At 61.5% G+C, this 14,053-nt stretch carries 13 protein-coding genes and 1 pseudogene; 12 read left to right on the top strand and 2 right to left on the bottom strand.

Annotated features, from left to right (window positions below; genetic code table 11):
• The 9 genes and pseudogenes from O2S87_RS07970 to O2S87_RS07930 all read left to right on the top strand — a co-directional run.
• Positions 1–97, top strand: a pseudogene (locus O2S87_RS07970) (IS5/IS1182 family transposase); the annotation flags it as partial.
• Complete coding sequence (locus O2S87_RS07965) at positions 84–1,391, top strand: DUF389 domain-containing protein (protein ID WP_475408265.1); 1,308 nt, start codon at positions 84–86, stop codon at positions 1,389–1,391. The pseudogene O2S87_RS07970 and the gene O2S87_RS07965, both read left to right, overlap by 14 nt.
• Positions 1,392–1,462: 71 nt before the next feature.
• Positions 1,463–3,133, top strand: a complete 1,671-nt coding sequence (locus O2S87_RS07960; protein ID WP_475408264.1) for a CTP synthase — start codon at positions 1,463–1,465, stop codon at positions 3,131–3,133.
• Positions 3,134–4,051 (top strand): glutamine-hydrolyzing GMP synthase, encoded by a 918-nt coding sequence (guaA, locus tag O2S87_RS07955; protein WP_475408263.1) that lies wholly within the window; start codon positions 3,134–3,136, stop codon positions 4,049–4,051.
• Entirely contained in the window at positions 4,051–4,383 is a 333-nt protein-coding gene (locus tag O2S87_RS07950; protein WP_475408262.1) for a DUF7126 family protein, read from the top strand. The genes guaA and O2S87_RS07950 overlap by 1 nt, the downstream gene beginning before the upstream one ends.
• Positions 4,384–4,709: 326 nt before the next feature.
• Entirely contained in the window at positions 4,710–5,771 is a 1,062-nt protein-coding gene (locus O2S87_RS07945) for a hypothetical protein (protein ID WP_475408261.1), read from the top strand.
• 191 nt (positions 5,772–5,962) lie between these two features.
• Entirely contained in the window at positions 5,963–6,145 is a 183-nt protein-coding gene (locus O2S87_RS07940; protein WP_475408260.1) for an HVO_0416 family zinc finger protein, read from the top strand.
• Between the two features lie 131 nt (positions 6,146–6,276).
• Positions 6,277–8,151 (top strand): UvrD-helicase domain-containing protein, encoded by a 1,875-nt coding sequence (locus tag O2S87_RS07935; RefSeq protein WP_475408259.1) that lies wholly within the window; start codon positions 6,277–6,279, stop codon positions 8,149–8,151.
• Positions 8,148–9,395: a M24 family metallopeptidase gene (locus O2S87_RS07930; RefSeq protein ID WP_475408258.1), complete on the top strand. Its 1,248-nt coding sequence runs from the start codon at positions 8,148–8,150 to the stop codon at positions 9,393–9,395. The genes O2S87_RS07935 and O2S87_RS07930 overlap by 4 nt, the downstream gene beginning before the upstream one ends.
• 4 nt (positions 9,396–9,399) lie before the next feature.
• Here O2S87_RS07930 and O2S87_RS07925 read toward each other — a convergent pair whose 3' ends face one another.
• Together O2S87_RS07925 and O2S87_RS07920 are read right to left on the bottom strand one after the other, a co-directional pair.
• Positions 9,400–9,528: a hypothetical protein gene (locus tag O2S87_RS07925; RefSeq protein WP_475408257.1), complete on the bottom strand. Its 129-nt coding sequence runs from the start codon at positions 9,526–9,528 to the stop codon at positions 9,400–9,402.
• 65 nt (positions 9,529–9,593) lie between these two features.
• Positions 9,594–9,866, bottom strand: a complete 273-nt coding sequence (locus tag O2S87_RS07920) for a DUF7533 family protein (protein ID WP_475408256.1) — start codon at positions 9,864–9,866, stop codon at positions 9,594–9,596.
• A gap of 82 nt (positions 9,867–9,948) precedes the next feature.
• Between O2S87_RS07920 and O2S87_RS07915 the strand changes: the two genes are divergently transcribed.
• The 3 genes from O2S87_RS07915 to uvrA all read left to right on the top strand — a co-directional run bounded on the left by O2S87_RS07915 (position 9,949) and on the right by uvrA (position 14,030).
• Positions 9,949–10,566: a riboflavin synthase gene (locus O2S87_RS07915; RefSeq protein ID WP_475408255.1), complete on the top strand. Its 618-nt coding sequence runs from the start codon at positions 9,949–9,951 to the stop codon at positions 10,564–10,566.
• 161 nt (positions 10,567–10,727) lie between these two features.
• The gene (locus O2S87_RS07910) at positions 10,728–10,970 is read left to right on the top strand and encodes a hypothetical protein (protein ID WP_475408254.1); all 243 of its coding nucleotides are present in this window, start codon (positions 10,728–10,730) and stop codon (positions 10,968–10,970) included.
• Positions 10,971–11,081: 111 nt separating this feature from the next.
• Positions 11,082–14,030, top strand: a complete 2,949-nt coding sequence (uvrA, locus tag O2S87_RS07905; protein WP_475408253.1) for an excinuclease ABC subunit UvrA — start codon at positions 11,082–11,084, stop codon at positions 14,028–14,030.
• Positions 14,031–14,053 lie beyond the last annotated feature (23 nt).

Genomic DNA, 14,053 nt, shown 5'->3' with positions numbered 1-14,053 from the left:
CGACGCCGTGCGAGCGCTGGGCTGGTATCGGCAGTTCCGTGAAATTGTCCTGATGTTCGCCATCATCAACATAGAACCACTGTGTGAACCGCTGTAACCGTGACTCAGCATCTATTCAACAGAGCAGGACGAACGGGCGTCGACAGTGGCTGTTTTCGGCACCCGTCCCCAACGATGCGATCGGCTACTTTCTGAATCGGCTCTCGGAGACCGGTGTCGACCCCGAATCCTACACCGTGATCGGAAGCCTCGAAAGCGCGATGACGCCCGGTGGCAAGGCGCTCCAAACTCGGTTTGCGGGCGATTTCGACCCGCTCACCACGCCCGAACTCCTCTCGAAGGTGACCGACATGAGCCAGGATCCGAGTTCGTTTCTGTCGATGATCTTTTTGAGTGCGGTTATCGCCGCCGCCGGACTGCTCATGAGTTCGCCGGCGGTCGTCGTCGGCTCGATGGTGATTGCACCCATCGTCGGACCCGTACTGACCGCGACCGTCGGTGGCGCACTCGGCGACCGTCGGATGGTGCTCGACAGCCTCCGTCTCCAGGCGCTCGGGCTCGTGGTCGCCGTTGTCGGGTCGACGCTGTTTTCGGCTGCACTGGTTCTCGGTGGGTTTCTGCCCGATCGGTTGGCGATCACGAGTCTCGATCTGATCACTATCCGACTCGCCCCGGGGGTTCTCTCGGCGGCCATCGGCCTCGCGGCGGGCGCGGCCGGCGCCTTTGGACTGACGACCAAGGGGCCGACCTCGCTGATCGGTGTGATGATCGCCGCCGCGTTGATTCCGGCGGCCGCAACCACCGGCATCGCGATCGTCTGGTGGGAGCCTCGGGTCGCTGTTGGCTCGGCACTGTTGTTGGTGATCACGATGGTGCTGATCAATCTCGGTGCGTTCGTTGTGTTGTTGGCGATGGGCTACCGACCCGACGAGTCGGGGTGGCTGTTCGCGTCGGCCTCGCGTCGACAAAAACTCGCCGTCATCACGACGGTGGTTGCTCTCGTACTGGTTGTCGGCACTGCCGGGGCTGCGACCGCCCAGCAGATCAGCCTCGATAGGGAGATATCCGACGAGGTCAACGCGCTCACGACCGAACCAGAGTACCGTTCGCTCGATACTGTCTCGGTTCGTACGGAGTACGGCGGTGACGCGCTGTTCAGCGAGCCCGAAACCGTGACGGTCCGGTTTTCGTACACCGGGAGCGGGTCACCACCCGTCGTAGCCGACTCGCTCGAAGCCCGAATTGACGAGGTGACCGGCGAGCAGGTGACAGTCCGCATCGTGTTCACCGAGTACAGCTCGTCGGCTAACTCGACCAATGCAACGGCGAATCAGTCGACGCCGGTGGTCTCGTCGGCTGCTGGGCAGCCACTGGTTCACGCTGACAGGTAGGCGCATGCGAACAACAACCAGCCCGTCGACCCCATCGAAACCGTTTTGATGAAACCTTGCGGACAGTCAGTATGCCGACGGAACCCACCACGGGATATGACCCCACACTGGGGCGGAAGTTCATTTTTGTAACGGGAGGTGTAATGTCCGGGCTCGGAAAGGGAATTACGGCCGCGAGTACGGGCCGACTACTGGCCAACGCGGGCTTCGATGTCACTGCGGTCAAAGTCGACCCCTACCTCAACGTCGACGCCGGGACGATGAATCCCTACGAGCACGGCGAAGTGTACGTCCTCAAGGACGGCGGCGAGGTCGACCTGGATCTGGGGAACTACGAGCGGTTCCTCGGGATCGACATGACCTCCGACCACAACGTCACGACGGGCAAAACCTACCAGAGCGTGATCGACGCCGAGCGCGCGGGCGACTATCTGGGTAAAACGGTCCAAATCATCCCCCACGTAACGGATGACATCAAACGGCGCATCCGTGAGGCCGCCGAAGGAACGGATGTCTGTATCGTCGAGATCGGCGGCACCGTCGGCGACATCGAGTCGATGCCCTTCTTGGAGTCGCTCCGCCAGTTCGCCAGCGAGGAGGACGACGAGGACCTACTGTTCATGCACGTTACTTTGGTCCCCTACTCGATGAACGGCGAGCAGAAGACCAAACCCACCCAACACAGCGTCAAGGAGCTCCGCTCGATCGGCCTCCAACCCGACATCCTCGTGGGGCGCTCCGAGGACAAACTCGATCCGGCAACGAAAACCAAGATCGCCCGTTTCTGCGATGTCTCTACCGATGCGGTGTTCTCCAACCCCGATGTCCCGGATGTCTACCACGTCCCGCTGATGGTCGAAGACGAAGGCCTCGACGAGTACGTGATGGACCGACTCGGCATCGCCGAGGGCGCGCTTCCGAAAGCCGAGCGTTCCCAGCGTTGGCGGGAACTCGTCACGCGAGAACGCGAGGGAACGGTCACCGTCGCACTCGTCGGCAAATACGGCCTCGAAGACGCCTATATGTCGATCCACGAGGCACTGAAACACGCCGGGATCGAACAGGAAGTCGACGTTGATGTTCTGTGGGTCGACTCCGACCAGATGCACGACGAACACACCGAGCGGCTCGAAGCCGCAGACGGGATCATCGTCCCCGGTGGGTTCGGCTCCCGTGGGACCGACGGCAAGATCGAAGCCGTCCGCTACGCCCGCGAGAACGATATCCCCTTCCTTGGGCTCTGTCTCGGGTTCCAGATGGCGGTCATCGAACAGGCCCGCAACGTGCTGGGTCTCGACGGTGCCAACTCCGCAGAAATCGACGACGAGACGCCCCATCCCGTCATCGATATTCTGCCCGAACAAAAGGAGATCGACGACATGGGCGGGACGATGCGGCTCGGCGCACACGAAACCCAAATCGAGTCCGGCACGCTCGCCGAAGCGGTCTACGAGACGGATTCCTGCACTGAGCGCCACCGCCACCGGTACGAGGTCAACCCCGAGTATATTGATCAGCTTGAGTCCGGACACCTACAGTTTTCGGGCAAAGCGGGCCGACGGATGGAGATTCTCGAACTCGAGGACCATCCATTCTTCTTCGGCACGCAGTTCCACCCCGAGTTCCGCTCGCGGCCCGACCGCGCGAGCCCGCCCTTTGTCGGCTTTCTGAAGGCCGTCATCGACCGTAGCGACTCTGATTCCACCCCCGAAACGAAATCTGAAGACGAGGTGACTATTTAAATGGTAAACCCGACCGAATTCATCGACGAGGCAGTCGAATCGATTCGAGACCAGATCGGCGACGAAAACGCGATTATCGCCCTTTCGGGTGGTGTCGACTCCTCTGTCGCCGCCACCCTCGCGTACCGAGCCATCGGCGACCAACTGACACCAGTGTACGTCGACACCGGCCTTATGCGCAAGGGCGAAACCGACCAGCTTCGAGAGACCTTCTCGTTCATGGACAGCCTCGAAATCGTCGACGCCAGCGAGCGCTTTTTCGAGGGACTTGCAGGCATCACCGACCCCGAAGAGAAACGAAAGGCCATCGGCGAGCAGTTCATCCGCGAGTTCGAACGCGAGGCCAAAGAGACGGACGCCCAGTATCTCGTCCAGGGGACCATCTATCCCGACCGAATCGAGTCCGAAGGAAACATCAAATCCCACCACAACGTCGGTGGCCTGCCCGAGCGCGTCGACTTCGAGGGAATCGTCGAACCGGTCCGCGACCTCTACAAGGACGAGGTCCGCGAGGTCGCCCGCGCGCTCGACCTCGAAGAGATCATCTCCGAGCGAATGCCGTTTCCTGGCCCTGGGCTTGCCGTCCGCGTCATCGGCGAGGTCACACCGGAGAAAGTCGCGGTCGCCCGCGAATCCTGTCACGTCGTCGAAGAAGAGTTGGAGGAGTACGAGCCGTGGCAGGCGTTTGCTGCGGTCATCGGCAAGGCCACGGGCGTGAAAGGCGACAACCGGGTTCACGGCTGGGTCGTCGCCGTGCGGTCGGTCGAAAGCCGTGACGGGATGACCGCCCGCGCCCAGGAGATCGACTGGTCGACCCTCCAGCGCATCCAGAGCCGGATCACTGGTGAAAACGAGAACGTCGCCCGCGTCGTCTACGACGTTACACACAAGCCCCCAGCGACCATCGAGTACGAGTAATGAGCGAGATCGCAATCGTCGCCGGAGCCGACCCCGAGGGACTCGGCGACGCACTCGAAGCTGAGGGTGTCGACGTCGTGCGGATCACCGGCGTCGTCTCCTTGAAGACGCTCAGAGAGGCCGGGATCGACGAGGTCGACTTGCTGGTTCTCACTGATGTCGGCGAGGCGAGCGGGATTCCGGTCGCCAAGGAACGCCACCCCGACGTGCGGGTGGTCGTCTACAGCCGCGAGTCGCTGCCGGAGTTCGCCAAAGGCCAGACCGATCTGGCGGTCGACCCCGCGCTCTTGGATGTGAGCGTCGTCGCCGAGGAACTGGCTACTGAGAACTAGTCGAAGCGGGTATTCGACATACTAGACTGTTTACGTTTCAATCGTCGAGTGGTGTGTCTCCCAAAAATAGCGAGTCTCTCGGCCACCGAACGTTGCTTGCCCAGCATCGCGGAACGCTTTGCTTCCCCCTCCGTCCTACTGACGCGGTCGGCGTATTCGGCAGTCGAAACTCGACTTACCACGGGTCGACCGAAGAGTTATCAGAAAATACTGCCGGAGACTACTCTGAGTATATAAAAGCATCGACGTTTTCGGATGCAATCCAGCGCAAACCGGCTCCACTACTGTTCCGATTGATGTAGTATCCACCAGTATGATAGCTCGTAATGAACAGACGTACGATCACGATACTTGTCCTGATGGGTTGTTTGCTCATGGCGATTCCCGCCATGGCAACGACTGTCGGGGCACAGACAGCAGACGACACCGACTCCGACGACGAGCCGTTCGCATTCGATGCGACCCTCGACAACGAGACGGTGACCGTCTCAGTAACAGACAACGATACCGCCGTTGAGAACGCGTCGGTCGCCGTCAACGAAACTGACGCGGGCACGACCGACGACAACGGCACCCTCCAGTTCGATCTCGACAACCGCTCGGCGGTCGAGATCGGGGTTACAGTCGACAACACCACTCAATCGGCGACCTACGACGTCGTCGACGGTGAACTCGTCGCACAGGACGACAGCGACGAGAACGAAACCACCGAACCCGACTTCGAGTCCGATGCGACACTCGACAACGAGACGGTGACCGTCTCAGTAACAGACAACGATACCGCCGTTGAGAACGCGACGGTCGCGGTCAACGGAAGCGATGTGGGCACCACTGACGCAAACGGAACCCTCCAGTTCCCCCTCGAGAACCGGTCAGCAGTCGAGATTGCAGTGACAGTCGACGGCACTACACAGACGACGACCTACGAGGTTGTCGGCGGTGAGCTCGTCACCCAAGAGAGCACCGAGGACGCACAGGAGGTCCCCGACGAGGCGGCTGACCAGGTCTCGTCGATCCAGAAAATCATCTCAGCGTTCCGGAACGGCGAGTTCGAGAAGCTCGGTCCGACTGTCTCGGAGGCCGCTGGCGGCGGTCCGCCGGACAATGCGGGCAACGGCTCGGATAACGCACCGGACAACGCTGGTGAGGGGCAGGGCAATGCCTCAGCGGACGCCGGTAACGGCTCCGGCAACGCGCCGGACGATGCAGGCAACGGCTCGGATAACGCACCGGAGGACACGGGCAACGGGCAAGATGACGCGGACAACGAAGGAGACGATAGCGGGTCCAACAGTGACTCTGACCGCGGCGGAAACGGCGGCCAGGGTAACGGCGGCTCCGGTAGCAGTGGCGGCCAGGGCAACGGGCAGGGCGCTGGCGGCCGATAAGTAGTCTCGTTGATACACTGATACAGGATCATCGGGCAGTCAGACACGGCACCCCACGATTCGGTATCGTTTCGATACCGGTCGTATACGCTTTTTTCGTCTTCGTTGAATGGCTCGTTTCGAGGGAGTCGGGGCAACCGCCTCCCCAAGCCAAACAGCTAAGTGAATGACACACGTTATCACGAACCAGTATGGCCTCAGCACAGACCACTGACGACGAGTTGTTCGACCAGTTCCTTTCGGCGAACGGACACCAGACGGCACCGGCGGGCTGGGACCACTCGTATAACAAAAAACAGTGTCCCGAGTGTGGGGGGATTCACGACGACACCGCACAGCAGTGTAGCGTCTGTGGCTGGTTCCCGGATCGGTAGTCAAGCGAGAGTCGACCGCCTGGCAACTGACGACAGGTGGGCAGTTTTTTCCCATCGAGGGGCTCGCACCACTAGTTTTCGCGGCTGGAAGTCATGCGGTTTATGAGGTCGGGGCACATGGAAGTGGTACAATGAGTACCACGGATGTCGAGATCACCCGGCTGTTCGGCGGTCCCGGCAGCGGGAAGACGACGGCGCTGCTCGACCGCGTCGAGACCATTCTCGAAGACGACACTGTCGACACCCGCGACATTCTGGTCGTCTCCTACACCCGCGCTGCCGCGGCCGAGATCCGCGAACGGCTCGCCGAGCGACTCGATACGACCCCTCGCGAGCTCAAGGGCAACGTCTGTACGATGCACGCCAAGGCCTACGAGCTGCTCAACCTTTCGCGCGGCGACGTCGTCGGCGAAAACGACAAAGAGGAGTTCTGTGAGGAGTTCGGCCTTGAGTACGAAGACGAGTACCAAAGCGGCGGCCGCCGCACCGCGCGCTCGACGACAATCGGTAACAAGGTCATCTCGACGAGCCAGTGGCTCCAGCGCACCCGCCGCGAAGTCGCCGACTGGTACGACGTCCCCTTCCAGTGGAACGTCGAGGAGGTCCGACTCCCACCCGAAATCGATCCCAACGCCCAGGAAGGCAACAAGTACACCCCGACGTGGACCGCCGACGACGACCGCGTCGACATCCCCGAGGCGATCCGCGCGTGGCGCGCCTACAAGGGCGAACACGAGCTAGTGGGTTTCGCGGACATGCTCGAACGCGTCAAACAGCGTTCGCTGTTGCCGAGCGTCGACTATCTCGTGATCGACGAATTTCAGGATATCACGACCCTCCAGTACGACGTCTTCGAGGAGTGGAAACCACAGATGAAGCAGGTCCTCATCGCAGGCGACGACGACCAGGTCGTCTATGCGTGGCAGGGTGCGGACCCCAACCTCCTGCTCGACGCCGACCGAGACGAGGATGTCGTTTTGCCGAACTCCTACCGCCTGCCCTCCCGGATTCTAAACGTTGTCAACAAGGAGATACGCCACATCGAAAAACGGCAGGAAAAGGACCTCAAACCCCGCAAAGAGGGAGGTAACGTCGAAGGTGTCGAGAACGCCTCGATGCTCGAACTCGTCCGGAACGTCCGCTATACGATCCAAGAAGACGACGGCAGCGTGATGGTGCTGTTCCGCGCCAGATACCAACTGTTCCAGTTCATCGAGGAGTTCATCGACGAGGGGATTCCGTTTAAAGCTCTCACCGACCAGCGGCTGTGGACTGACCGGCTGGTCGACTACGTTCGGGCTATCGAGGCCTACAACGCCGACGAGGATCTCACCCTGCTGCAGGGTCGACGCTTGGCTGATATGCTCCAGACCTCGGCGTTCGGCTCGAACGACCGCGACGAGTTCTACGATTTCCTCGACGAGAAAGAAGAAGTCGCCGACACCGAAGACCTCACGCAAATACCGCTTTCGCCCGAGGAAGTCAAGAACTTCGCGCCGTTCATTCCCGGTCCCAACGCCGCCAGCGACATGGTTCGAAAGGTGACGAGCTTCCAGCGCAAATCGATTAACGCCTACTTCGGCGGCGACTACCACGGACAGGACCCGAACCTCGTCCGTGTCGGAACGATCCACTCGGCGAAGGGTCGTGAGGCCGACCATGTCTTCGTCGGCACCGATCTCACCGAGAAGGTCGTCGAGCAGATGGCCGCTACCGTCACCGGCCACGAGGAAACCGACATTGACGAAACGGCAGTCGACGACGAGGAGTTCACCAAGCGGACAAACCCGGTTCCCCTGCTCACCGACAACGAGCGCCGCGTGTTCTATGTCGGGATGAGCCGAGCCCGCGAGCGGCTCGTGCTGCTCGAAAACCTGATCGACGGCGCGCCTACAGTGCCGATCAGCGTTTTGCTCCACAACGAGATCCGGGAGGAACCCGTCGACGACCTGCTCGCGACGGCCCAAGAGGCCGACCCGGACGAGGCGCCCGAACCCGAGCCGTGACTGAACCGCCGCCCGTTGTCTCACCGCCGTCGGTCGTCTCTCCATCACCCGAATCGGCGTTCCCGTCGGGGCTGTCGAGGGTCTTGCACGCGGTCGAGGAGACGAGGGCGGTCGGTTTCGTCCACGTCGGCGATCGGAACGACGCCGACCGGCGGTATCTCACGCGCGTCGACGGTCCCGACCGCGAGACGGCGGTCGTGGTCCTGCCGGGCGACGAGGGGCGACCGCCGGAGGCCGTTTACTGCGTGCCGACCGACACCATCGAAGTGGCAGCCGCATTCGAACGTGAGTCGACCGATGGACTCGCTCGGGGCGTCGACGGCCGGGATCCGGCCACACCGGTCGGTCGACACGTTCAGACGGTTCTCGCTGAGCGAATTGGGAAGCCAGTAGAGGGTGGGACGCTTCTCGTCCCGCGGGATCTCCCACACGATACGGCCGTTTTCTGCGAGCAGGCAGGCTACGTACTATCGTCGACGCCCGCGGTCACGACCGCCCGCGCGGCCAAGACGCCAGCCGAACGCGACTGTCTCCGCGCGGTGCAGCGAGCAGCCACCGCCGGGATAGCCCGCGGCGAGGCCGTGTTGGCCGCCAGCCAGCCGACCGACGGCGCGCTGGTCGTCGACGGACGGCCGCTCACCGCCGACCGATTAGTCCGGCTGATAAACGCCGAACTCGCGTCGACCGGCGTCTCGGCCGCGGGAAACACACGCGTTGCGGTTGGTAGCGTCGAGAACAGTATCAAGCCGTCGACGCCGCTCGAAGCTGGCGAGCCGATCGTCCTCACCGTTCGACCGCGTGGGCCGCGCGGCTATCACGGCTTGCTCACGCGGACACTCGTCGTCGACGGCGAGGGGGGGTGGGAGCGACGCGCGTACATCGCGGCTGAAGCTGGGCTGGCGGCCGCCGAGCGCCACACCGAAGCCGGAGTCGACGTCTCGGCCGTCCGTGGTGAGGCGCTGGCCGAACTCGGTGCATATGGGTTCGCGGTTGCTCCGGATACTGAAGAGTCGACACGGGCGACCGCAAGGATTCACGGCACGGGGCTCGCGACCTACGAGCCACCGGCTCCCGGACGCGAAAAACTCCGGTCGGGGTCGACTATCGTCGTCGAGACAGGCGTCGATGACCCGTCGCGGGGGATGGTGCGGCTCGGAGCCGTCTTCGTGGTTACTGACGACGGCACCGAGCGCCTGGATTCGTATCCACTGTCGATGACGCCGGTCGACCGGCACGACGGATGAAAAGTCACTGATCGACCGCCGCGAACTGGAGGGCTTCGCGGATGTGGTATCTCGTCTGGCTGTTCTCGGCGGTCTTTAGAGCTTCATGGAGCTGTTTTTCGACCGGCGAGACGTCTCGCATTGGGGGACTCATCTACCGAAAACTTGTTATGGAAAAATAAATTTATTACGATTGTCAGATATAGGGGCCGGAGCGTTTTAGGGTTTCTCCGAGCGTGTCTGATCTCCATCGGCCGCTGCAGCGTTATCGCGAGACAGCCCCGGGAGCAGCCCGTTAAATGCTTTTTTCAGGTAAGTTTGCGGATCCATTAAATAGTGTGGCACTACGACCATAGCGACACCGACGCCGATCAAGGTGAGGCCCATTATAGGATCGCCGGCCAACAGCTTGCCAACGCCGAAGTTCGCTACAGGGAGGGCGAATATCAGCGTCGTTGCGAGGCTGATCATATCGATGATCCCGAGGCGCATTGACCGTCAGTATTTCATTACAACATAAAAACCCGACGTCACGAGTCACAACCGCTTTTTGTCCTGATCGTCTCTGTCAAGTATGTTCACGGGGATCGTTGAAACCACGGGTGCGGTGGTCGGCGTCGACAGCACCACCGAGGGCCGCAGGCTCCGTCTTCGGGCTGCGGGCCTTGCGGACCTCCACCACGGCCAGTCGATCAGTGTCAGCGGTGTCTGTCTCACCGTCGAAGCGTTCGGAACCGTCGAAGCCGACGACGATCGCTGGTTCGAGGTCTTTCTCGCCAGCGAGACCGTCGACAAAACCTATCTCGGTGATCTGTCGGTCGGCGACAGCGTCAACATCGAGCGCGCGATGGCCGCCGACGGCCGCTTCGACGGCCACGTCGTTCAGGGCCACGTCGATACGGTCACCGAACTCACTGCTGTCGAACAGGTGGGCGACGACTGGCGCTTTGGGTTCGAGCTTCCGGCGGGCTACGAGCAGTATATCGTCGACAAGGGCTCGATCTGTCTCGATGGCATCTCGCTGACGGTTGCCGCGCTCGACCGCGAGACAGGCACATTTGAGGTGGCGGTCATCCCGACGACCTACGACCTGACAACGCTCGGCGCGAAGGAAGTCGGCGATCCGGTTCACGTAGAGGTCGACGTGATCGCCAAGTACGTCGAGAATATGCTCGAGGGATACGTCGACTGAATCTGCATTCGGCCAGCCGACGTCTGACCGAGTGCGCGCTGACCGATGAATTGATTCTGCCCTCTGTCGGCCAATAAACCGGTCCAGTGATCTGACCGTGTTGGGTGTCGACCACGGAATACGTGCCCGGCATTCGTGTTTGGATACTATCATGTAGTGGTATGATCGATTCGATCGAATCCTTCTTTTATCGGTATATGTACGGGGAGTGGGAGTCGTTGACACGCTGTCTGTGGATCTCCATGCACGGCTCGATCCTGTTGACAACCGCGCTGGTCGGCTACAGTTTCGCTCGTGGCGAGTATCTGTTGACGGCGCTGTGTCTCCCGGTGCCGCTCGTCTACGTTTATAAGCGATACGAGAAGGCCAAGACGTATCGCGTCCAATCGGAAACCCGAGTCTAAGACAGCCTGTCGCACGGAACGGGCGCGTTAAGTTTCTGGACACCCATCGTCACGTATGTACCGGGCCGTCGCCTTCGAACCACTCGTTTCGCTCGCCTTCCATCGATCACAATGAGCAAGGAGTACATCACTGTCCGCGGCGCGGAGGAACACAACCTCAAAGACGTCGACGTCGAGATCCCACGAGAGGCCTTTACAGTCGTCACCGGCCTTTCTGGATCGGGCAAGTCCTCGCTCGCGTTCGACACCATCTACGCCGAAGGCCAGCGGCGCTACATCGAGTCATTGTCGGCGTACGCCCGCAATTTCTTAGGGCAGATGGACAAGCCGAAAGTCGAGGCTGTCGAGGGACTCTCGCCGGCGATCTCGATCGACCAGAAGAACGCGGCCAACAACCCGCGGTCGACGGTCGGGACGGTAACCGAACTCCACGACTACCTTCGGCTGCTGTACGCGCGGATCGGCACGCAGTACGATCCGATCACCGGCGAGGAGGTCGGCGAGCAGAGCGCCCAGCAGATGGTTAGCCAACTCCTCACGTTCCCCGAAGGCACGCGGGCGATGATCGCCGCACCGGTCGTTCGCGACCAGAAGGGCGCGTTCGAGGACCTGTTTGACGAACTGGTAGCCGACGGCTACTCCAGGGTCGAAGTCGACGGCGAGCAGTTCGATCTCACGGTCGAGAAACCCGAACTCGACAAGAACTTCGACCACACGATCGACGTGATCGTCGACCGCGTCAAACTCTCGGCCGACGCCCGCTCGCGGATCACCGACAGCGTCGAAACGGTCCTCGAAGAGGCCGACGGCGTCCTCAAGTTGATCGTCCCTGATCCGCCCGAAGACGCGCCGCTCGGCTCGAACTCACGGTCGACCGGCGATCTCGCTGGCGAGGGTGATGATCGGTTAGTCGTCGAACTCTCCGAGACCCTCGGCAATCCGAACAGTGACTTCCAGTTCTCTGAGATCGAAACCCGGTCGTTTTCGTTCAACAGTCCGCACGGAGCCTGCCCCGTCTGTGAGGGGATCGGCCAGGCCAAGGAGGTCGACGAAGACCTCATTATTCAGGATCCCTCCAAACCCCTGAAAGACGTCTTCGAGGCCTGGAGCTACAACCGCTCGTACTACCGAACACGAATCGACTCGGTTGTCGCACACTTCGGCGTCAGTGTCCAGACGCCGTGGGAAGAACTCGACGACGAGATTCAGCGACAGTTCCTCTACGGAACCGACCGACAGGTGGTCTTCGAGCGCACCACGCGAAACGGCACCCGCCGCAAACAAAAGCGGTTCGAGGGCGTCATTCCGAACCTCGACCGTCGACACGTCGAGACCGACTCGAAAGGCACGCGCGAGCACATCGAGAAGTACATGGCGGTCACCGAGTGTCCGGCCTGTGAGGGCACGCGGCTCAAAGAACAGTCCCGCCACGTGCTCGTCGACGGCACCTCGATCACCGAGGTCAACCGGCTGTCGATTGGGGATGCGCGTCGACACTTCGAAGGGCTCGAAGCGAACCTCTCGGAACGCGAACGGACGATTGCCACCGAGATTCTCAAAGAGATTAGGGCTCGCCTGGGTTTCATGGAGGAGGTCGGCCTCGAATACCTGACGCTCGACCGCGAGGCCGCCACCCTGTCGGGCGGCGAGAGCCAGCGAATCCGACTCGCAACGCAGGTCGGATCCGGGCTGGTAGGTGTTCTCTACGTCCTAGACGAGCCCTCGATCGGGCTTCACCAGCGCGATAACGACCGACTACTTAACACGCTTGAGGGGCTGCGCGACCTCGGCAATACGCTGATCGTCGTCGAACACGACGAGGAGACGATGCGTCGGGCCGACAACGTGATCGACATGGGGCCGGGGCCGGGCAAACGCGGCGGCGAGATCGTCGTCCAAGGCGAGTTCGACGAGATCTGCGCGGCTGACGACTCAATCACTGGCGACTATCTGTCAGGACGGACCGATATTCCTGTCCCCCAGGAGCGACGCGAGGCCGACGGCGAACTCGTGATCCGTGGCGCACGCCAGCACAACCTCGCAGACCTCGACGTGCCGATCCCACTGGGCGTCTTTACGGCTGTCACCGGGGTTTCGGGCTCTGGAAAGTCGACGCTGATGCACGACATTCTTTATAAATCGCTCGCGCGACAGATGAACGACAACACCAGCGTCGACCCTGGTGAGCACGACACGCTTGAGGGACTCGACAAGGTCGAAACCGTCCGACTGATCGACCAGAGCCCCATCGGCCGCACGCCGCGGTCGAACCCCGCGACCTACACGGGCGTCTTCGACTACATTCGGGAGCTGTTCGCCGAAACCAAACTCTCGAAACAGCGCGGCTACAAGAAGGGCCGTTTTTCATTTAACGTCAAAGGCGGCCGATGTGAGGCCTGTGGTGGACAGGGAACGGTCAAAATCGAGATGAACTTCCTGTCGGACGTGCACGTTCCTTGCGAGGAGTGTGGCGGCTCGCGATACAACGACGAAACGTTGGATGTGACCTACAAGGACAAGACGATTGCTGACGTCCTGGAGATGGAGGTCACCGAGGCCTACGACTTCTTCGAGGCCAACTCCCAGCTCCGTCGACGCCTGAAACTCCTGAAGGACGTGGGGCTGGGCTACATGTCGCTCGGCCAGCCGTCGACCACCCTTTCGGGCGGCGAGGCCCAACGTGTGAAGTTGGCCGAAGAGTTGGGCAAAAAACAGACTGGCGACACCCTCTACCTGCTCGACGAGCCGACAACTGGGCTCCACAAGGCCGACGAGCGCAAACTGATCGAGGTGCTCCAGCGGCTCGTGGATAACGGCAACAGCGTAGTGGTCGTCGAACACGAACTCGATCTCGTCAAAAACGCTGACCACATCATCGACCTCGGCCCCGAGGGCGGCGAGGGTGGCGGTCGAGTCGTCGCCAGCGGAACCCCCGAAGCGGTCGCCCGAACTGAGGAATCCTACACGGGTCGGTATCTCAGGGATTACCTGCCCGACGTCGACATTGAGGGGCCGCGATCGGATCGCCGCAAGCCCGCGAAAGTCATCAGCGACGACTGAAATCGCGACGTGCGTAAGGGGGA

It is taken from the genome of Halohasta sp. A2 (assembly GCF_056175805.1).
Note: the sequence above shows the minus strand (reverse complement) of the source record. Positions and strands in the feature narration are given on the sequence as shown.

What these genes read in the sequence shown, in the direction of transcription:
- O2S87_RS07950 (WP_475408262.1), top strand. Translation starts at nt 4,051, where the DNA reads ATGAGCGAGATCGCAATCGTCGCCGGAGCCGACCCCGAGGGACTCGGC.
- O2S87_RS07920 (WP_475408256.1), bottom strand. Translation starts at nt 9,866, where the DNA reads ATGCGCCTCGGGATCATCGATATGATCAGCCTCGCAACGACGCTGATA.
- O2S87_RS07925 (WP_475408257.1), bottom strand. Translation starts at nt 9,528, where the DNA reads ATGAGTCCCCCAATGCGAGACGTCTCGCCGGTCGAAAAACAGCTCCAT.
- O2S87_RS07960 (WP_475408264.1), top strand. Translation starts at nt 1,463, where the DNA reads ATGCCGACGGAACCCACCACGGGATATGACCCCACACTGGGGCGGAAG.
- O2S87_RS07940 (WP_475408260.1), top strand. Translation starts at nt 5,963, where the DNA reads ATGGCCTCAGCACAGACCACTGACGACGAGTTGTTCGACCAGTTCCTT.
- O2S87_RS07915 (WP_475408255.1), top strand. Translation starts at nt 9,949, where the DNA reads ATGTTCACGGGGATCGTTGAAACCACGGGTGCGGTGGTCGGCGTCGAC.
- O2S87_RS07935 (WP_475408259.1), top strand. Translation starts at nt 6,277, where the DNA reads ATGAGTACCACGGATGTCGAGATCACCCGGCTGTTCGGCGGTCCCGGC.
- O2S87_RS07910 (WP_475408254.1), top strand. Translation starts at nt 10,728, where the DNA reads ATGATCGATTCGATCGAATCCTTCTTTTATCGGTATATGTACGGGGAG.
- O2S87_RS07945 (WP_475408261.1), top strand. Translation starts at nt 4,710, where the DNA reads ATGAACAGACGTACGATCACGATACTTGTCCTGATGGGTTGTTTGCTC.
- uvrA (WP_475408253.1), top strand. Translation starts at nt 11,082, where the DNA reads ATGAGCAAGGAGTACATCACTGTCCGCGGCGCGGAGGAACACAACCTC.
- guaA (WP_475408263.1), top strand. Translation starts at nt 3,134, where the DNA reads ATGGTAAACCCGACCGAATTCATCGACGAGGCAGTCGAATCGATTCGA.